This window comes from Acidianus manzaensis, assembly GCF_002116695.1.
In the GTDB taxonomy this organism is placed as follows: domain Archaea; phylum Thermoproteota; class Thermoprotei_A; order Sulfolobales; family Sulfolobaceae; genus Acidianus; species Acidianus manzaensis.
On record NZ_CP020477.1, the window covers coordinates 723,818 to 743,321 of the forward strand.

Annotated in this window: 17 protein-coding genes and 1 pseudogene; 6 read left to right on the forward strand and 12 right to left on the reverse strand. The window is 29.6% G+C overall.

All coding sequences use genetic code 11. From position 1 onward, the window contains the following. Positions 1-94: 94 nt before the first annotated feature. Together B6F84_RS03450 and B6F84_RS03455 are read right to left on the reverse strand one after the other, a co-directional pair. Positions 95-907 carry an ABC transporter permease gene (locus B6F84_RS03450; protein ID WP_148690940.1) on the reverse strand — a complete coding sequence of 271 codons (813 nt, stop codon included), beginning with the start codon at positions 905-907 and terminating at the stop codon, positions 95-97. After that, positions 889-1,806 (reverse strand): ABC transporter ATP-binding protein, encoded by a 918-nt coding sequence (locus B6F84_RS03455; protein ID WP_148690941.1) that lies wholly within the window; start codon positions 1,804-1,806, stop codon positions 889-891. Before B6F84_RS03455 ends, B6F84_RS03450 begins: the two co-directional genes overlap by 19 nt. A gap of 76 nt (positions 1,807-1,882) precedes the next feature. Between B6F84_RS03455 and B6F84_RS03460 the strand changes: the two genes are divergently transcribed. Next, positions 1,883-2,266 carry a transferase gene (locus tag B6F84_RS03460; protein ID WP_148690942.1) on the forward strand — a complete coding sequence of 128 codons (384 nt, stop codon included), beginning with the start codon at positions 1,883-1,885 and terminating at the stop codon, positions 2,264-2,266. 483 nt (positions 2,267-2,749) lie between these two features. Further along, positions 2,750-4,339, forward strand: coding sequence for an APC family permease (locus B6F84_RS03465; RefSeq protein ID WP_148690943.1), 1,590 nt, complete (start codon positions 2,750-2,752; stop codon positions 4,337-4,339). A gap of 2 nt (positions 4,340-4,341) precedes the next feature. On the opposite strand, the gene B6F84_RS03470 is transcribed toward B6F84_RS03465, so the two are convergent. From B6F84_RS03470 to B6F84_RS03490, 5 genes and pseudogenes are all read right to left on the reverse strand, one after another. Then, positions 4,342-5,544 (reverse strand): glycosyltransferase family 39 protein, encoded by a 1,203-nt coding sequence (locus B6F84_RS03470; protein WP_148690944.1) that lies wholly within the window; start codon positions 5,542-5,544, stop codon positions 4,342-4,344. A gap of 526 nt (positions 5,545-6,070) precedes the next feature. Then, positions 6,071-6,829, reverse strand: a complete 759-nt coding sequence (locus tag B6F84_RS03475) for a ParA family protein (RefSeq protein WP_187152743.1) — start codon at positions 6,827-6,829, stop codon at positions 6,071-6,073. 111 nt (positions 6,830-6,940) lie between these two features. Beyond that, positions 6,941-10,387, reverse strand: coding sequence for an MMPL family transporter (locus tag B6F84_RS03480; protein WP_148690946.1), 3,447 nt, complete (start codon positions 10,385-10,387; stop codon positions 6,941-6,943). 45 nt (positions 10,388-10,432) lie between these two features. Next, positions 10,433-11,269, reverse strand: a complete 837-nt coding sequence (locus B6F84_RS03485; RefSeq protein ID WP_420807171.1) for an ABC transporter permease — start codon at positions 11,267-11,269, stop codon at positions 10,433-10,435. After that, positions 11,269-12,172: pseudogene (locus B6F84_RS03490) on the reverse strand (ABC transporter ATP-binding protein). Before B6F84_RS03490 ends, B6F84_RS03485 begins: the two are co-directional and overlap by 1 nt. 119 nt (positions 12,173-12,291) lie before the next feature. Between B6F84_RS03490 and B6F84_RS03495 the strand changes: the two are divergent. Next, positions 12,292-13,035, forward strand: coding sequence for an ion channel (locus B6F84_RS03495; RefSeq protein WP_148690948.1), 744 nt, complete (start codon positions 12,292-12,294; stop codon positions 13,033-13,035). On the opposite strand, the gene B6F84_RS03500 is transcribed toward B6F84_RS03495, so the two are convergent. Both B6F84_RS03500 and B6F84_RS03505 read right to left on the reverse strand, forming a co-directional pair. Beyond that, positions 13,032-13,754 carry an ABC transporter permease gene (locus B6F84_RS03500; protein ID WP_148690949.1) on the reverse strand — a complete coding sequence of 241 codons (723 nt, stop codon included), beginning with the start codon at positions 13,752-13,754 and terminating at the stop codon, positions 13,032-13,034. The two genes, B6F84_RS03495 and B6F84_RS03500, sit on opposite strands and share 4 nt — an antisense overlap. Beyond that, positions 13,744-14,571, reverse strand: coding sequence for an ABC transporter ATP-binding protein (locus B6F84_RS03505; RefSeq protein WP_148690950.1), 828 nt, complete (start codon positions 14,569-14,571; stop codon positions 13,744-13,746). The genes B6F84_RS03500 and B6F84_RS03505 overlap by 11 nt, the downstream gene beginning before the upstream one ends. A 184-nt stretch (positions 14,572-14,755) precedes the next feature. Between B6F84_RS03505 and B6F84_RS03510 the strand changes: the two genes are divergently transcribed. Further along, a complete protein-coding gene (locus tag B6F84_RS03510) occupies positions 14,756-15,355 on the forward strand; it encodes a sulfite oxidase-like oxidoreductase (protein ID WP_148690951.1) in 600 nt (199 codons plus the stop codon). Here B6F84_RS03510 and B6F84_RS03515 read toward each other — a convergent pair. Next, entirely contained in the window at positions 15,352-15,597 is a 246-nt protein-coding gene (locus B6F84_RS03515) for a hypothetical protein (protein WP_148690952.1), read from the reverse strand. The two genes, B6F84_RS03510 and B6F84_RS03515, sit on opposite strands and share 4 nt — an antisense overlap. Before the next feature lie 53 nt (positions 15,598-15,650). Between B6F84_RS03515 and B6F84_RS03520 the strand changes: the two genes are divergently transcribed. Then, the gene (locus B6F84_RS03520; protein ID WP_148690953.1) at positions 15,651-16,271 is read left to right on the forward strand and encodes a hypothetical protein; all 621 of its coding nucleotides are present in this window, start codon (positions 15,651-15,653) and stop codon (positions 16,269-16,271) included. Positions 16,272-16,492: 221 nt separating this feature from the next. Further along, a complete protein-coding gene (locus tag B6F84_RS03525) occupies positions 16,493-17,875 on the forward strand; it encodes an ATP-binding protein (protein WP_148690954.1) in 1,383 nt (460 codons plus the stop codon). On the opposite strand, the gene merA is transcribed toward B6F84_RS03525, so the two are convergent. Beyond that, positions 17,850-19,184: a mercury(II) reductase gene (gene merA, locus B6F84_RS03530; protein ID WP_148690955.1), complete on the reverse strand. Its 1,335-nt coding sequence runs from the start codon at positions 19,182-19,184 to the stop codon at positions 17,850-17,852. The genes B6F84_RS03525 and merA overlap by 26 nt on opposite strands. Continuing rightward, on the reverse strand, positions 19,181-19,345 hold the full coding sequence (locus B6F84_RS03535) for a ferritin family protein (protein ID WP_148690956.1): 165 nt from the start codon (positions 19,343-19,345) through the stop codon (positions 19,181-19,183). The genes merA and B6F84_RS03535 overlap by 4 nt, the downstream gene beginning before the upstream one ends. Positions 19,346-19,504 lie beyond the last annotated feature (159 nt).

The following is a 19,504-nucleotide window of genomic DNA, read 5'->3' on the forward strand; positions in this document are numbered from 1 at the left end:
TTAATTATTGGTTTATAAATTATCACATGATTCTAAGAAGAATACGGTGTTATAGGTTATATTAATAATACTGAATTTTTATTTATTTGTTTGTTTAGTATTCTCCTAGTGTTCCTTTTTCTCTTGCTTTTTTGAATGCGTATTTGTACGAAAATATTCCTAAAGGTAAAAGTATTGCGTTAAATATTAGGAGTATAATTAATATGTTTGCTTCTTGTATTATTGAATATCCTTGTAGCATTGAGTTTCTTAATCCTTCTAATGCCCATGTTAATGGTAGAGCGTCGCTTAAGTAAGTTATTGGTGTAGGCATTACTGTTATTGGAAATACTACTCCTCCTAATAGTGTTGTGAATGTTGAAAAGAATAGTGATATTGGGTTTCCTTGTTTTATTATCATTGTAAAGGAAGCTGAGAGGAAGGCTAAGCCTAGTGTTGAAGTTATGAGGAGTATAATAATAAGGATTGTTGGAATCCAGTTAATGTTGTATTTTACTCCTAGTCCATCTCCTACTAAAAGTATTATTATTGCGTTTACTGTATTTATTGTAAATCCCCATATTGCTGAATATAGGAGGAATCCTACTACTCCAGATTTTGATAATACGTAGTATTCTATTGTTCCGTAAAGTTGTTCGTTTCTAATTCTTTGGCTTATTGTTGTTATAACTGATGTTACGTATCCTTGAAATGCTAAGCCTACTACGAAGAAGCTTGTGTAATCTGAAACGTCTATTTTTTCTACTAAACTATTTCCTAAGGCTGTTCCTATAAAATAATAAGTGAAGACAGGTAGTGTCCAAGATAGAACTGTCAGGGCTACTTGTGTTCTGTAGCTTGTCCAAACTTTGAATCCTCTAATATAGAGGAATGAATATAATCTGGCTGTTATTCCCTTACTCTCCATGGTCTCACCTTTCCTTTTCCTGGAGTTTCTCTTTCTTCGCCTATGAAATAAACGTAAATGTCGTCTAGGTTTGGTGATGTTTTTTCTATTTCTTTATAATATCTTAATTTTTCTATTTCTTTTTCTGGTATTCTTAAAATATAATAATCATCGTGTACTTCTATTAGGTATTTTTTTAGGTCATCTGTTAGATAGTTAACTTCTACTTCTAGAATGTTTCCTACTTTTTCTTTTAATTCTTCTAATGTTCCTTTTTCTACTATTTTTCCTCTTTTAATTAGAAATATTTCGTTGGCTAATTCTTCTACTTCTCTTAGGTAATGTGATGACATTAGGATTGTCTTGTCTTTTAATGATTTTATTACTCTTCTAAATTCTCTGGCTGAAAGTAAGTCTAATCCTAGTGTTGGTTCGTCCATTAAAATTACTGGTGGGTCTGTTATTAATGCTCTGGCTAATGCTAATCTTTTTTGCATTCCTGTGCTAAATTTCATGTAAGGTATGTTTGCCCAATCTTGTAATCCTACGAATTCTAATAATTCTTTTGCTCTTCTTTTTGCGTCGGATAATGATAGTCCTTGTAAGCTGGAAAAAAATATGAGGTTGTCCATGGCTGTTAGTCTATAGTAAAATGCTCTTTCACTTACTGTTACTAATCCTATATTTTCTCTTACTTTCTTTTCGTCTTTTAAAACGCTATAACCGTTGACTATTGCGTCTCCATAAGTTGGGATAACTAGGGTGGAAAGTATTTTTAATAATGTAGTTTTTCCTGCTCCATTGTGTCCTACTAGTGCACCTAATTGTCCTTTTTCTATGCTGATGTTGACATTGTCTAATGCTTTAATTTTTTTTCTTTTTACTTCAAACTCTTTTGTTAGGTCTATTGTTTGTATCAAAAAAATCACCAATAAATTTTCCGATATCGAACTTTTGTCTTTCGGCTTTTTAAACTTTAGTTATGAAACTTATGGTATGGATGGGAAAATTCCTTTGGAAGGTGAAGTTTACTTAGATGGCGAGAAAGTTGATGCAAGATTGTTTTTGCATGTTAAAGGATATAATAGGGCTAGGGTGACTCATGTAGATATTGAAGGTGAAAAAATCAAGGGATTAATAAAACCTAGGCATTCTGTTTATCCTCTTGTAAATTGGAAGAATAATTCTGTTGAGATAGATATAGGTGAACATAAGCTTAAGGTAATTATTCCTAGTTTACCTCTAGATTTTTCTTCTAATCTTTATGTTGGAGGCAAGGGTAAAGGTTTGTTTATAGGCTTTCACAAGGAGCAATTAAGAGTATTAGAAGATGTAGCTAGAAAGATTGGAGTGGAGCCAATCAGTAGAAGTAAAAAATGATTTAAATTTTTAATTCAACAAAAAGGTTTTTATGATAGCTATTTTGCTTTTTATAGAATCAGGAATAAGCCCATTTCTCTCGGCTTATTATACGTGTTTTCTAATTTAGAGGGCTTTGATTTCTTTCTATAGAACTTAATGAAAGATAATTTCATTATCTAATAAAAAATTATCTATTCATATATGCATCTTTAAATTGAGTACTATATACTATCTATATTTAATTTTTCTTTGTACTTGTTGTGAATATTACTATTAATAAATTTTAGTTATTTCTAAATTGGAATATAATTTTCATAATACGCATTAACATATGTTACACTATATTATGTAGTGTATCTTGAACTATTAAGTGAATATAAGTGATGTCGTGCTATTAAAAATTTTTTAAGGCTACAATTTTTCCATATTTGATTTTTGCCTTAAAATTTAAAACGTTTAGTAGGTTAATTTTAAATTTCCGTGCTTAACTGTAAGTTGAAAATGGCTCAAAGGAAGGGTTTATTCATAAGAGAATCCTCCGGTTTAGTGAGAGAAGTAAGTCCTTGGGCTTCTTTATCAGCTAACTTTGGACTCGTAACCGGAGGTGTTCCTATCTTAATTTTAAGTTGGCTTTTTACTTCACCTGGAGCAAATTGGGTTGCTTCTTTTTTGTTAATGTTGCCTCCTACTTTAGGTATGGCTTTTCTTTTTTATATATCTGGTGTATCTATGCCTAGATCTGGTGGTGATTACGTATTCAACAGTAGGGCTGTTCATCCAGTAGTAGGTTTTCTAAATTATTTTGGATTGTTTGTTGCTTTTGGATTGTCTTTAGGATATTATAGTTATTTAGCTGCTCAATGGTTTGGTTATTTATTTTCTGGTTTAGGTTTGGCATATGGGAATTCGTTTTATCTATCTTTAGGTAATTGGTTTTCTTCTACTGAGGGTAGTGTTATCGTAGGTATAATAGTAGTGTTTTTCTCCATTGTTCTTTCTATAATTCCTAGAGTACAGTGGAGGTTTATATTTTGGGGAGGAGTTATAACGTTAATAACATCTATAATAATGTTTGCGTTTTTGCTTCAGATTCATCCTAGTAGTTTTGCTTCTGCTTTAGATTCGTCTACTGGGATTTCTAATGCTTATAATGAAGTTATAGCAGATGCTCAAAGTAATGGTTTGCATTATTATCCAGTACTTTATGCTACTATTTTAGCTGGTCCAGTAATCTGGTATTATTATTCTTGGTATAATTTGCCTGCATCCTGGGCAGGAGAAATGAAGCAAGTTAGGAGGAATGTGCTGTATTCTATAATTGTAGCTATTCTCATTATATTTGTATATTATTCTATTTTCACTTATTTGAGTTTAAATGCTTTTGGATATAAGTTTATGACTTCTTGGAGTTACATAAGTAATAACAATATTAATGATACAGTATATAATAATCTGTCATCTATAGGAGATTTTACACCTTACTTTGCTTTGATAGTCAATCATAATATCTTAATTTATCTAATAATGTTTATTGCTTTATGGTTACCTAATTTCTATAGTAATCCTCCTTTAGTGACTTCTTTAGTAAGGTATTTGTTCTCGTGGTCTTTCGATAGGATAATCCCAGAGAAATTTGCAGATGTTAATGATAGACTTAGGGCTCCAGTTAAGGCTACGATTGTTGTAGGAGCTATAGGAATTATAGGAGTTTTACTTTATGCTTTGAACACTGTTGTTGCATTAGTTGATGTTACGGTTATTTTCGAAATTGGTTATGCAGTTTTTGCTATATCTACTGCTTTAATGCCTTATCTAAGGAAATCGCTTTATGAAAATACTGTGCCAGTGAAAAGGAAATTATTAGGTATACCAGTGATAAGTTTAATTGGTTTTGCTGTGTTTGCTTTTCTTATATTTATTTTAGCTTATACTTGGGGTAATCCAGTTCTTTTGCCAATAAATTTTGCTACTATAGGTAGTCTAATAGTTATTTATGCTGTTGGTGGCATCATATTTTTGGCCTCAAAATATAATAATAAGAAAAAGGGAATTGATTTAACTCTTTTATTCCAAGAAATTCCACCAGAGTGATTTTAATTTTTTTCTTTTTGTTCGGTTTCGTTATTTTCCTTGACGATTTTAATGTCAGGAATATTCTTACTTTCTATGTTAATATTCTTATTTTTAAGGAGTGTATATCTTGCTATCATAAAAAGTGATATTACTACGTATGAATCTAAGAAAGGAGCAAAGTCTGTTACATAAAAGCTGAATAATGTATGATTACCTAAGAAGTAAACTAGTGTGAATCCTAGCCATTCTGTCCAAGCAAACATTGTAGTCATTATCATTTTTAGGTTTTTCATAATGAATGCTATAGGCGTTAGGCCTAGCCATAAGAACATAATTACTGGATTTACGTTAGCATAGAAGTTATATCCCATGTAAAATGGATGAATATTTAAGAACCATCCCCAAGGAGTTGAGATTTGTGAAACTGCGGTCAATGCTATATGTCCATTTGTTATATCCCATGCTACCATGTGTTGGTATTTTAATATAAACCAGTTAATTATTCCACCATAATAAACCATCAATGGTACGGAGGCAAGTAAGTATATTGATGCTGGAATTCCTAATCCATAAATTACTCTTTTTAATGGTTTCTTTTCTAATTCTCCTAAATAGTACAGAAAAGGAATTACTAATACGAATGATGGTTCTTTAGAGGCGAATGCTAATCCTAAAAATATTGATGCTAATAATATTCTTTTTCTTATCAAGAAGAAAAGCGACATAAAACTAAAGAATGCTACATAGATATCAAGCATTGCTATTCCGTGCAATAGCCATAAGTTTGGATCAGAAACTAAAATTATTGCAGTCATCAAACCAGCTAAATTTCCAATTATATCGTTTCCTACTATATATCTGGCGTAAAAGAATCCTGCAATTACTAAAAGATCTCCTATGATCCAGCTACCTAATCTCCACGCTATTGGTGAATAACCTAAAAATAATATAAATATGTCCATGATATATTTAGCTAATGGTGGATGTGATAGGTTAAGGTATGTTTGTATTCCAGCTTCATTAGAATATGGAAAATACATTGGAGGTGTTATATGGAAAATAAGTTTAAGATAATTGTAAGCAGCTGTAGGATACCATACTTCATCTCCAATATATCCTTGTACTGGGGCAAAAGTTTTTACAGTAAAATAAGTATAAATCACTATTATAATTCCTAAAGCGGTATAAAATATGTAATTAATATTTAATAATTTCTTGTCCATAATATTACTTAAAATGTTATATAATATAAACTTAATCGGAGTATACTCAATAATTAATAATCTAGATTTTTATGGAAAATGAAAATTCAATTTACAAAGTTTATATATTAAATATTCACTTAAATAATTTATGACATATTTTCGTTTTGATTTTTAAAATTAATGGAATAACTGTAGCATATTTCAAATCCAATAGTTATCTTTTGGCAGTAAATTTTATTGTCATTGTTTTCGAAGCTCATAATATATAGATTATATATAGCTCTTATAATCTTTTTTTCATATAAAGATGTTAAATACATTATTAAGTTTTAGTTTTAGTATAAACTTTACAAGTATAATAATGTATTATCCAGTTTACTTTTTAACAGAAATAAAATTATATAAGTTATATAATAGAAATTATCGTGAAGATTTAGAAAATAAATGCTAAAAAGCTAAACTTGATTTTATAATATTTTAGATTTAAGTATAGCATGTTAATAGCTTATTTAAGATCAGATTCCATATAAAAATTTAAGAAAAATTATTTATTTAGACTTGATATATATTCTCCAAGGCTCTTAATTTCTTCTGGAATATTTATTTCAGATATTTCTTTATTAATCATGAATAAATCTTCTTTGAAAGGCAAAACTATCTTAAATTTTTCAAACTGTGAAGCCTTTTGCTTAGCCTTTTCAATATCTTCGGGAAAGGGCGGAACTAGATTAATGATAACAGCAATGTATGTTCCTATATTATTTGCATCTTTTTCTATACTCTCTATATATTTTTTAGTAGTTTGGATTGATGCATCGCTTGAATCAGTGATATATATTCTAAAAATTTTTTCTTGTGGAAGTATTTTTCTAAACATATATAACTCTAGGAATACTTCTTCATCCATATAGCCTACCATTGAAGGATTATCAACTATAAAATAATTGTAGTTTTTTGTTATTATTTTTTTATATTCCATCTCTAATTTGTTTTTTAATTCATCTTTTTTCTTAATGTTTTCATAATCTACGTAAAATCTTGGGCCATCTCCATATAATTTTAATACACCTAATTTTCCTTTAAGATGTAATTCAGTTAATGAACTGGTAACATTATCATCTCTATTTACTATTTTGCTTAATAATCCATTATCTGTAATTCCAGCAATTCTTGATATCCAACCTAAAGGGTCTCTATCAATTATTAATGTATTTTTTCCATTACATGCGAAGAATTTACCTAGTAATAATGAGATTGTAGACTTACCTATACCACCCTTAGCGCTGAGAATTGTTATTCTCATTATATATAGTAGCATTTAGAGAAAAATAAAGTTTTGTATAATATATTTTAAGCATGCCTTATATAAACTTGGTAGAAAATAGAAAAATTATTTATATAAAAATGACAATTTTTATATTATCATTTTTGGTCTTGTTTTGAATTTTTTGAATAGTAATACAAGCAGTGATGGAGCTAAATAATACCAAAGAAGTGAAGTCTCTAAAATTGCTGCAACGGATAATGCAAATCCTATTTCTTGTAATATTGCGGCATTTACTAACATTAATGAACCCATAGTTCCGGCAAATATTAATCCAAGGAATATTATTGTCTTTCCTATACTTTTAACTGTTTTACCTACTGCGATTTCCATATCGTTTCCTTTTTCTAACTCTTCATGAATTCTTGAAATCAGGAATATGTTGTAATCCATTCCTATTCCGATTATTATAGCAACAAGGAATAATGGGACTATAGCAAATATTGAAAATCCTATAGAAGTGAATATTAATTTTTCTAATCCTAAAGTTAATGCTACAGCAGAGAATATTGTAAATATAATAACTCCTGCAATTGAGAAAGATCTAGTTAATATTACTAAAATAATATACATTGTTATGCCTATTAGTAAAACTATTTCGAAGAAATCAGATTCTACGAAGTGAAGGATATTATAAGCGTCTACTGGACCTCCACCTACATATCCAATTTTCATATTTTCAATTTTTTGAACTATATTAAAGGACTGTGGAGAGAATGGTTGATATTTTTGATTAACTAAGAATAGCATATATCCATGAGAAACGTATTCAGTATAATTATATTCTGAAAGGTTATTGTACGAAATTAGTCCTCCATAAGGCGATACTGGTGATTCAACAGAAGTAACTCCAGGTAATGAAGTTAGATTATGATATATATTTACTGCGTATTGGTAATCTTGATAAGTGAAATTTCCTCCGTTAGTTTCATTGACTACAAGGCATATTGGAAATATATTATTACTGGTAAACTGCTGATCCAATAAATTTACAGCTGAAGTAGCTTGAGATGCAGGTAATAATCCTAGAATATTCATACTTAATGGAGTAGTAACTGCTATAAATGCGAATATTATTACTATACTAGTTAATACTACTACTTTAAGTCCAGGTTTTCTAATTGGTTTTGTTTTGTCATTCTTATTTACGTTAAATTTTGCTGGGAAGAATAGTTTATCTCCAGCTTTCCTTAAGATTGAAGTAAATAGAGTTGTTGCTGATAGCCATACTACTATCACTGCTAACATTTCTGAAATAGATGTATCGGAAACTAAGGGCACATTGTAGATGTAGAGGAATAGGAATGATAGCATTACAACTAATGCAGTTAAAGTAACTGCTTTTCCTCCCCATACTATAGCTTCGTTTACTGCTTCATCTTTACTCTTTCCTGCTTTTCTTTCTTCAATATATCTACTTGAAATGAAAACTACATAGTCTGTACCTAAACCTAAAGCTAATAGAAGTACTTGGCTTGGTGTTAAGAAATCTACTGTTATTCCTAGGAGCTTTATTACAACTCCATATATTAATGCTGATGCTGCTAGGAATGCTGAAGCATAGATCCCTAATGGGACTAAAGCTGCAACGAAAGACCTAAAGTAAATACCAGTTAAGAGTATTGCAAGAATTATTCCAACTGGTATTGCAACTGAGAATGCTTTGCTAGCTATTCCTTCAAGCTGGTGACTTACTGGTTTGCTTCCAGTTAAGTAGTTTGTTAAGTTAATTTTTGATGAAATATATGATTGAAATTCTTTGGCTTCATTATAGGTGAAGTTACCAGTCATGACTATTAAGTATAGGTTATGCGTGTATAGCTGGTCTGTTATATTAGATATTGGTTGGACAGGAAATTCGTTTTTAGATATTAAATTTGTAACTAACGTATCTATGCTGGAATTGTAAGTTAGGTCTATTGCATTTATCAGTTGTGTTCTATTGACTGATAGTGTTGCTGGGAATTTAGCGTAATTTACTATTAAAGAAGCTGATAAGTTATATATTCCGTATTTAGAAATATTTTCTAATTGTAAAGCGAAATCTTTAGGAGTAATATGGGAAGCATTAAGTAAAGGATCTAGTTGACCTATCTTAGTCGATATAATATATGCTGTGATGTTGGAGACATTATCCTTGTAGATTAATTCTGAGAATACCCATTGTGGTAAATGAGACTTTTCAGAAGCTTGGGATGAAATATAGTTTACAAATTGAGAATATGAGGTAAAGTTACTTACTTCTTCTACTATGCTCTCGTTTACGTTATACGTTTTACTAATATAATTTACGGCAAAAATATATGGTGATTCAGTTAAGTTATTATATACTTGCGTAATGAAATTGAATTCTGTAGCATTATTTTTAACTTTTTCCGATATTAATTGATATGATAATTTAGTGAAATCTGAAGTAGTATTCAAAACTTCTTGAAGGAAGCTTTGAGGTAATCCAGTCTTGTTAGAGTATAATTGCAAAAGGACATTCTCAGCTGGTATGTTATATAATTCTTGAGATAACTGTAAAGGTACATGATAGGTTTCATTCATGAAATATACAGTAAATTCTTCATAAGGAGTTTCGTTTTCAAAATTAGTTATATTTATGTAATGCAGAAGAGGCTCAGTGAAGGTTGAGTTGAGTATATTTTCTTTAATTAATTCGTTTGCTGAATAGATTACTGCATTTTCTGCTCTTTGAATATAATTAGTTATATTTTGATTTAGCCAATTATCATAAAATAGATTAAAATATTCTTTTATACTATTTTCTGTGATGCTGGAATTTACTAGTTCGTAAGCTTCTTCGCTAGAGTAAGTGAAGTTATGCGTCTCTTCATAGTACTTAGTGAATATTTCTAAAAATTCCGAAGGATAACCGAAAAGGAATAATGATTCGTTTCTTGCTGAGGAATTTACAATTCTTTCTCCTGATGAGATTTTTTCAAATGCAGTGAGATTTTGTTGCATAGAGTAATGTAAGTCTTCTAACTGTTTTGCTGTATCGTTTATCTGATTACTTACGTTTATGAATTTAGATTGAACTTCCTTAGTTCCGTTACTTAACTCTTGAAGTTTAGTTATGCTTTCTGTTAAGTTTGTATATTGTTTGCTTAGATTAAGATTTAGTTTATTCTCGTCAATGCTAATGTTTGTAATACTTTCATTTAATTTATTCGTAGAATTAACTAATGAGTATAATGTACTATTTAAGATTCCCTTTTCTAATGTAAAGAAGCTAGTTATTGTAATATTTCCATATTTAGTTAAATTTGATAAATATAGGGAATAAGGTGTTACATTTCCTTTTAGAATTAGTATTGCCCCTGCTTCGCCTGTATTCCTTAAATGAAAGTAATTTGAAACTATATTTTCTGCCTTAGCTGCTGTACTACCTGGAGTAGTAATAGTAATTTGATAGCTTACTGAGTTAAAAAAGAGTGAAGATAAAGGTGCAGAAACTGCTAAAATTATTATCCAGACTATTATTATCAAGTACCATTTTTTAGATACAAATTTTGCAAACTTGGAATTCATACGACAATTTAGATATATCTAATTTATAAGAGTTTTTCTAGTTTGTTAGCTAACTTTTTTGGGTATATCTCTATGCAAATAGCTTAGAAATCCTATAGCTACTGAAATTCCTGAATAACCTAAAATATAAGCAATTGCAGCTATTGTTGTTCCAGGTACTGCTGGGAAGATTTCTAGTGCTTGAACTATTAGAGATGCATGAGGAATTGATTGAGCTAATAGGAAAGGTAATTCTGTAGCACCCCAAGAAGGTAATGAGATTGCTATGCCTATCAAGAAGAATAATCCAGTCAATTTTGCTACAAATAGGAGCACTGCTCCAATTATCACTGAACCAATGAGTATTGTGCTAGATACTAGAAAAGCTAAGCTACTTCTCCTTAACATTTCTCCGAACATAAAACCTATAGAAAAGAATGTCAAAGTCGAAAATAATATGGAAGATATTATTATCCATAAGTAATTTAATTCTGCTTGATATCCAAAAAATCCTTCTGAAAATATTAAAGCTAAAGCTACCATTAAACCATAGATTGAGGCTACTAGTAAGTAACCTCCTATGAATTTTCCTATCAAAAACTGTAATCTAGTTATAGGTTTAGTCATGAAGAAGTCTACTGTACCTTGTTCGTATTCTTCTGACATAGCTCCAGAAGAAATAGAAATTGATATAAAATGGATTAGTAAACTTTGAGGTAAAAGTACTCCTGCGAGCCAAATTAAGTCTTCAATTGGTTTTAATAATGCTTCAACTCTTGGAGTTCTAAATTCTGCTAGAGCTAAATAAATTCCTATTTCAAAAAGAAAAGTTATTGCAACTAATGTTATTACCTTTTTTCTAGCTATAGCTCTTCTTATTTCGTATAGAATTATTTTTTCTATCATGTATTATTTGCCTCTTTTACTATGTTTATGTAAGCTTCTTCTAATTCATTATCTAAGTAAAATGATCTAACATTAATGTTTGCTAATATTAATTTTCTTAATAGTTCTTCTCTTCTATCTTCAGTTAAAGATAGAATTATTTTATTATCACCTTCTTTAATAAAATCTTTGACAAAATCTATTTTTTTTTATTTCTGTAATTAGATTTTCCATATCATTAGTTTCTATTATAACTCTTATTCCTAAGAATCTTTTTAATAAATCTTCTACAGTTCCTTCGAAATATAGATTACCTTTGAATATGAAATAAACTTTGTCAGCCATTTTCTTTACATCCTCCATCTCATGTGATGTCATTAGGACTGTAACTCCTTCTTTAGCTAGTTTTTTTATCATCATTCTGAAATTGCTTACTAATACTGGATCAGTACCCATATTTGGTTCATCCATAACTATAACTTCAGGATTCCCTAACAATGCTTCTGCTATAGCTATTCTCTGCATCATTCCTTTGCTATATTTAGCTATTTTCTTGTCCGCGTTCTCAGTCATGCCTACTAATTCTAGTAAGTTAGAAATCTCTTCTTTTGATACTCCTTTTATACTAGCTGAAAAATTTAAAAGTTCTCTTCCAGATAAAAATGGAGGTAAATTTGGTAATTCTTGAATATATCCAATTTTTTTAAATATTTTCTTGTCTTTAAATGGATCTTTTCCTAAAATTTTTATATCTCCTTTATCTGGAAAAATCAAACCCATTATTATTCTTATTAATGTAGTTTTTCCAGCTCCATTAGGGCCTAAAATTGCAGTTATTTTACCTTTTTCTGCAGTTAACGAAACTCCTTTCAATGCTTGCTTATTTCCATATCTTTTCTCCACGTTATTGGCAATTATCATTGAGTAAAAATGGCTTTTAGATTTTAAAAAAATATTGAAAATACAGCAGAAAAACTATTTCTTAATGCTGGTTTGCGTTTCTTATCAAGTTTATTACTCTGAAATAGAAAAGAATTTTTATGATACTATCAAGCAGATCTATTGCATCATTGCTTATTCTTTTTGCAGTAGTTTTAGTAGGAGTTATAGGTAATTATATTCTAGGAAATTCAGGACATAATTTTAATCAACCTATGAATTTAATAAATGCAATTTATTTTACGATTATTACTTTATCTACAGTAGGTTATGGTGATATAGTTCCTATAACTCCAATTGCTAAGATTTTTATTGTGGCTCTAATTATAATGGGAATGGGAGCTTTCTTAACAGCATTAAGCAGTATTTCCAGCGATTTGGCAACGAATAATATTCAGTCATTAAGCGAAAAGCTAGAAAAAATAGAAGAGGAATTCACAAGATCTCATATTTTATTAATAGGTTCAGGTCCAGTAAACGTAAATTTAGTGACTTTACTAAAAGATAAAAAAGAAAAATATGTCTTACTAGTTTCAGATAAAGTAGAGTCAGAAAAATTCAAAGAAGAAGGAATTAGAGTTTATGCAATAAATGTAATATCAGAAGAAGAATTGCATAAATTCCATCCAGAAAGAGCTAAATTAATAGTAGTAGATATGAAGAACATTAGCGACATGATATACACTTTAGTTATACTTTCTGAAATCGCTAAAGACACAAAAATAATTGCAATAGTTCACGATAAAGATACTGAAAAAAGGATTCAAACGCTAAAGAAGATAAAAGAAATAGAAATTATTAATCCTAGTGAGATGATAGCCACACAGTTGCTTTCTAATACTTAATTCTCTCTCCACTTCATAACGTATAGAGGAAGACTAAGTAAAATTGCACTTTCTATGATAAAAATTGCGATAGAATATAAGTTCAAATTTTGAAGATTTAGAAATCCTTGAATAAAAACTGATGCTGAAGTAGCTGGAGAAATATATAGTATATCTAATGCCCATTTAGGCAAAACGCTGAAAGGATAATACAGTGGAGGTAGAATTGTAAATAATAATGACATAAAAGTTGAAATGCCCCATGAATGTCTAGTATGCCTTATTAGGCTAGCTAAAGTAATTGATAGTGCAGTAGTAGAAAATAGTAATACAGCTAGTATTACTAAAATAATGATCAACTGGATAATGTTGAATATTTTAAAGATTAATCCTAAAATGATATAAAGTATTAACCCAGGCAAACTGTATATGAAATTGCCTAATGTTAATCCTATTATATAATCTATTGGTCCAATTTCAGTCGCAACTAGCAAATCTTGTAATCTTAATTGTAATCTCATAAAAGTAAAATCTCCTATTAATGAGATAGAATTGGATACTATTACTGAAATTAGTCCTCCTAAAATACCGTAATTTATTAGTTCTCCTTTAGATATTACGTAAATAAAGAAAAGTAAAGATAATGGCAAAGATAAGTAAGCTATAATATATACTGGAGCTCTTTTAATATTTGAATATCCATAAAACCATGTGAAAGCTAATATAAATTTAGTCTTCATAGTATAACCCTTTTAGAATCATAACGTCTTCCAAACTTATTGGTTTTATTACTACTCCTTTGTCAATCAATTCTTTTGCTTTATTAGTATCCACGTAAGATAATTTCATATTTCCTACTCTTATGTCTCCTAAACCTTCTACTCTTACTTTTCCTTTTAAAGGTTCAAGCAATTCTGCAGGGCTTCCATAAGCAACTAATTTTCCCTTATCAATTATTGCTATTTTATCGCATAATTCTTCTGCCTCTTCCATGTAATGTGTAGTCAAAACTATTTTTGAACTCATTGTTTTTATTGTAGACCAAACTTCTAGCCTTGATATAGGATCCAATCCGGTTGTAGGTTCATCTAAGAATACTATATCTGCATCAGAACTTATAGCCATGGCAACGAAAACTTTCCTTTTCATTCCTCCTGAAAGTTCATCAGTAGGTTTATCCATTACTTTATATAATCCTACTTCTTTTAGAGCATTCTTTGCTCTTTGCATAGATTCAGAAATAGAGAATCCTCTTGCAGTTAGATACATTACTAAGTGCTCTAAAGGACTAGCTATTCCCATTGGTGAGGCTTCTTGAGGTATGCTTGAAATTATTTTTCTAACTTTTTTTGCTTCAGAAACTACATCTAATCCATTTATGTAAGCTTTCCCACTTGTAGGTAAAAGTTGAGTAGATAAAATTCTGGTTAAAGTAGTTTTTCCTGCTCCATTTCTACCTAAAATACAGGAAACTTTAGCATCTAAGGTAACTGTTAAATGATCTAATGCAATAGTCTTATCCTTGTATACCTTAGTCAAAGATTCAGTCTGTATCATAGGTTTATGATTTTAATATAGTCTTAAAAAGTTCCCTTTCTTTTTAGAAAAATTTGATTAAATAATTAAAAATCTGTAAATATATATAAGTTGAAAGAATAATACTATGCAGTGTTTTGCTAAATATTTTTTTATAAAAATAACATTAAAGCATGTTTAAATATGTAGACAATAATCTTATCCTATGGAAGAAAAACAAGTGCCACCTCATCAGAAATACATAAAAAAGTTTATCTATTATGCAGAATTAGGTGTTCCTGAAGTTGATATAAATTCATATAGGCTAAAAATTTCTGGATTAGTAGAAAAAAATTTAGAATTTAACTATAATCAATTGTTGGAAATGATAGATACGTCTTATACTAGAGATTTTCACTGTGTAACAGGTTGGAGTGTAAAAGACGTTTATTGGGAAGGAGTAAAAATAAAGAAATTAGCGGATATGGCAAAAGTGAAGAGTGAAGCAAAATGGGTAATGTTCTATTCGTTAGATGGATATACTTCAGTAGTACCTATTGAAGATGCACTCTCTGAAGATTCTATCATTGCATTAAGAATGCAAGGTAAACCTTTAACTAAAGAACAAGGATTTCCAGCTAGGCCATTTATGCCACACTTATATGGATGGAAGAGTGCTAAATGGTTAACTGAAATAGAGTTTCTGTCTGATTACACTGATGGATATTGGGAAGAGAGAGGATATAATGAAAGAGGTAATGTTTGGGAAGAAGAAAGATTTAAAGGAAAATACGGAAAGCATTCTCCTAAGAAACCAATACTTTAGATGCAATCATTTAATTTTTTAACTACAGCCTCTATTTCTTCTACACTTGGTGAAGGTACAAATATTCTCCAACTCTCATCATTTAAGGATGGCGTAGCTAAGATTGCTGATATTAAATCTCTACAAACTTTATCCATAGAATTAATATCTTTATCTTTAACTTTATCCTCAACATAAGATTTTATGAATAACATAGCAGCTAATGGTTTTCCCATTTTTGCTAAATTTATTGCTTCTTCCATGCTTTGTTTTTACTTTGGAAGAGTTTTATTTTTTATGGAGACAATTTAAGTGTATGGTAGAAAAATCAAGAAATGCTAAAATTAAGCTTATTGTTGGAATTATAGGTGTGCTAATAATATTTTCCGTGCTTTTGTATTATTTACCTAACTTAGACATAACGCACAATACTAGCGTAACTTCTAGCCAGAAAGTTGTTGATGCTTCAACAGTAGATAAGTATTTTGGAGGTTCATGGACAGAAAATGAAAGCTTATCTGGTTACGTAAAAGTTAATGCTTCTAATGGTACTGTTTACTTTTTGAATGGAACAGTAGATAAAGTCAGTCTATCAAATTTGGAATTGATAAATAGGAATGTAAGCAATATTATGGCAATAATTGAAACTGATTTAGACACAATTAATTTTACTACTTTCCAATATAGCAATCAGACTCTGACATTGATAATCTTCAATTATACTTCAGCTTATGAGCCTCAATCAGTTTTTGACGAGGCATATCATGGTTTATCCTCGTTAAATCTAACAAATATCACTTCTACTTCCTTTGAAATAAAGTATCAAAGTTTTCAGATTGGATTTGGATATCAAGGGAAAGAAATATATGTTATATTTTACCAAGGAAATTCAAATGAATATACAGCAATAAGCGATTTAATGAAATATTTACTTTAGCTCAAATTCCAAACATTTTTACTATTAGATCACTACTATCCTGGATTCTCTCAAAAATGTTTTCTCTTAAAGATCAATTTATTTCGTTTTAACTCGTTTTTCAATTATTAGATAAACTAGTAATATTTTATTAATTGAATTTTAGGATTCTAAGAAGTAGTTCACTGATAACTAGTGAGTACATAAGATAAACTTTTAGTGGTACCTAGATTATAATATTTGTGGTACCACTATTTGTCGACAGACAAAGGGAGTTAGAGTTCCTAGAAAATAAATATAAAGAAAATAGAGCTCAACTGATTATATTATATGGAAGGAGAAGAATTGGAAAAACTGAGTTAATAAAGAGTTTTATGCAAAACAAGAAGGGAATATATCACCTATGCACAAAAGAAGGAATTAATGATAATATAAAAAGACTACAAGAAAAAATGGCTGAATTAACTGGTAAAAATTACTTCAAATCTCTTAACGTTAGTCTAGATAAATTATTGGAATATTTTGTGGATGAAATTGGAAATGAAAAAGTAGTTTTAGCTCTTGACGAATATCAGTACTTATTAGAAATCGATAAAGGAATAAATTCTATACTTCAATTAGCATGGGATGAGAAATTATCTAAGAGTAATATTTTCCTTATCTTATTAGGGTCTAGTATAGGAATGATGGAAAATGAAATTTTAGGAAGTAAGTCTCCTTTATACGGAAGAAGAACGGCAAGTTGGAAATTAACTGAAATTAACTTTCCATATTTAAAATTTTTTTATCCGAACTGGAAAATAGAGGAGATTATCAAAACCTGGAGTATCTTAGGGGGAATACCATATTATCTAAATCAATTCAATTCTTCGCTTACAGTAGAGGAAAATTTAAGACAAAACGTATTTAGTAAAGGAAGCGTATTATATAATGAACCTTTATTCCTATTGAGAGAAGAATTTAGAGAGCAGAGAGTTTATCTTTCAATTTTGAAAGCAATTTCACAAGGATATAATACTGTGAGTAAAATATCAGATTATACTGGTTTAGATAGAAGTAATTTAACGTCTTACTTAGATAGATTAATAGAAAATGAAATAGTAATTCACGAGATTCCTTATCAAGCTAAAAGAGGATGGTATGAAATAAAGGATAATTTCTTTGATTTCTGGTTTAAGTTCGTTTACACTAATCTAGATTACCTGGAAATAGGGGAAATAAATAAAGTTATTAATCGCATTGATTTAACAGAATATTTTTCATTTAAATTTGAAAAACTTATTAGAGAATTAATTAAATCTGGAATAATAAATCTTCCTTTTAAACCAGATATAATTTCTAGATATATTCACAAAGGAGAAGAAGTTGATATTATTGCTGAAGGGCAAGGAAAGATATTCTTAGGAGAGATCAAATGGAGCGAAAAAGTAGACTATAGACCATTGAAGAAAAAACTTGAACGTATTATGGAAGGAGAAGAAAAATATTATGGGTTTTTTGCAAAATCATTTTCGTATTGTGAAGGATTATGTTATGATATAAAAAAATTAGATAATACAATCTCAGAATTTTTATCAAAGTCGCAAAAGAATAGCTATCCTAAACGCAACAACTCATCTTTTTAACGTCAATGTTAAATGCAAGCGCTACTATTCTTAAAGCTTCTGCCATTGTGGGGAATATATGAACAGTATCTATTATATCATCAACGCTGGCTCTCATCTTTATCGCTAATGCTGCTTCATTTATAACTTCTGCTCCATTTTCCATTACTAAATGGACACCTAGGATTTTCCTATTCTTAGTTATCATCTTAATAAATCCTCTAGTCTCATTAAGAATGTTAGCTTTTGCTATATCTTCCATGTATACTGTTCTAACGTCTGGATTTTCTACTTCTTTTTCTTTCAATCCTACAGAAGCTAAATTTGGTTGAGTAAAAATAACTTGGGGAACGCTAAGTTTATCAATCTTCTTATGCGAATTCGTCAAAGCATTTTCTGTAGCTATTGTACCTTCTTTTCCTGCTAAGGCTTCTAACATTTTATCTCCTATTACATCTCCTGCAGCAAAAATGTTCGGATTAGTAGTTCTTAATTCATCATTTACTAATATTCCACCTTTTTGATTTAGAGAAACTCCAGCCTTATCTAGATTTAAATCAACATTTGGTTTTCTCCCAGTAGCTAATAGTATTTCATCAGCTGTTACTTCACCTACATCAGTTATTACTTTTTTTCCTTTATTGCATTTTTCAATTTCCTTTATTTGTAGATTAGTTGCAACAATTATTCCTTCGTCTTCTAAGATTTTTTTAGCTTCTAAAGATATTTCAGGTTCCCAATCTGGTAATAATCTTTTACTCCTCTGAAGTACTGCTACGTCAACACCTAATCTTTTGTACATTTGTGCAAATTCCAAAGCTTGAGCTCTTCCACCTATAATTATTAAAGAATCTATTTTTCTATCAGGATTTAACGCTTCTACATTTGTCCAAAATCCAGTTTCTTTTATTCCTTTAATGTCGGGAATGTAAGGGGAAGAACCAGTAGCGATTATGAATTTTTCTGCTTCTATTATTTGATTATTTACCTTTATTTCACTAGGAGATATAAAATATGCTTTACCTTGTATGAGTTCTACATCATAAGAAGAAATTACGTCTTCGTATTTGCTCTTTCTTAGTTTTGATACTAATTCCTTCTCTTCCTTAAATATCTCGAAAAAGTCTATTTTACAATTACAATATTTTTCCGATTTATGAAAAATCTCTCCTAAGCTTAAAATTTTCTTTGATGGAACACATCCAAAATTTACGCATGTTCCACCAAGCGGTCCATAACCTATTAGGACTGGTTTAACTCCTAATTCGTTCGCTTTAATTAATGATGCGAATCCTGCTGCGCCATAACCTATTATTACTAGCTTTTTCATTTATTTTCACTATTTTTCCATGCATCAGCGCAGTGAGAACAGCAGAAGTAATGTTTCTCTCCATTTACGTCTAATACATAAGCGTCATCATCTAATGGAGCTCCACAATGCTCGCATTTATCTGGTGTGTTTGATTGGTTTAATTTAAAATTTAATTTCATTTTCTCACTAATTTTAGTTTATAGTAATCCTTAATAAATGTAACTATATATGAACATATATTCATTTGAAATATTACAGAAACACAGTATTTTAATGCCAATTCTTAACTTATACATGAAATTGCTATAGTCTTTAAGTATACTATTCATTATATTTAA

What these genes read in the sequence shown, in the direction of transcription:
- B6F84_RS03450 (WP_148690940.1), bottom strand. Translation starts at nt 907, where the DNA reads ATGGAGAGTAAGGGAATAACAGCCAGATTATATTCATTCCTCTATATT.
- B6F84_RS03460 (WP_148690942.1), top strand. Translation starts at nt 1,883, where the DNA reads ATGGATGGGAAAATTCCTTTGGAAGGTGAAGTTTACTTAGATGGCGAG.
- B6F84_RS03465 (WP_148690943.1), top strand. Translation starts at nt 2,750, where the DNA reads ATGGCTCAAAGGAAGGGTTTATTCATAAGAGAATCCTCCGGTTTAGTG.
- B6F84_RS03470 (WP_148690944.1), bottom strand. Translation starts at nt 5,544, where the DNA reads ATGGACAAGAAATTATTAAATATTAATTACATATTTTATACCGCTTTA.
- B6F84_RS03475 (WP_187152743.1), bottom strand. Translation starts at nt 6,829, where the DNA reads ATGAGAATAACAATTCTCAGCGCTAAGGGTGGTATAGGTAAGTCTACA.
- B6F84_RS03480 (WP_148690946.1), bottom strand. Translation starts at nt 10,387, where the DNA reads ATGAATTCCAAGTTTGCAAAATTTGTATCTAAAAAATGGTACTTGATA.
- B6F84_RS03495 (WP_148690948.1), top strand. Translation starts at nt 12,292, where the DNA reads ATGATACTATCAAGCAGATCTATTGCATCATTGCTTATTCTTTTTGCA.
- B6F84_RS03500 (WP_148690949.1), bottom strand. Translation starts at nt 13,754, where the DNA reads ATGAAGACTAAATTTATATTAGCTTTCACATGGTTTTATGGATATTCA.
- B6F84_RS03505 (WP_148690950.1), bottom strand. Translation starts at nt 14,571, where the DNA reads ATGATACAGACTGAATCTTTGACTAAGGTATACAAGGATAAGACTATT.
- B6F84_RS03510 (WP_148690951.1), top strand. Translation starts at nt 14,756, where the DNA reads ATGGAAGAAAAACAAGTGCCACCTCATCAGAAATACATAAAAAAGTTT.
- B6F84_RS03515 (WP_148690952.1), bottom strand. Translation starts at nt 15,597, where the DNA reads ATGGAAGAAGCAATAAATTTAGCAAAAATGGGAAAACCATTAGCTGCT.
- B6F84_RS03520 (WP_148690953.1), top strand. Translation starts at nt 15,651, where the DNA reads ATGGTAGAAAAATCAAGAAATGCTAAAATTAAGCTTATTGTTGGAATT.
- merA (WP_148690955.1), bottom strand. Translation starts at nt 19,184, where the DNA reads ATGAAAAAGCTAGTAATAATAGGTTATGGCGCAGCAGGATTCGCATCA.
- B6F84_RS03535 (WP_148690956.1), bottom strand. Translation starts at nt 19,345, where the DNA reads ATGAAATTAAATTTTAAATTAAACCAATCAAACACACCAGATAAATGC.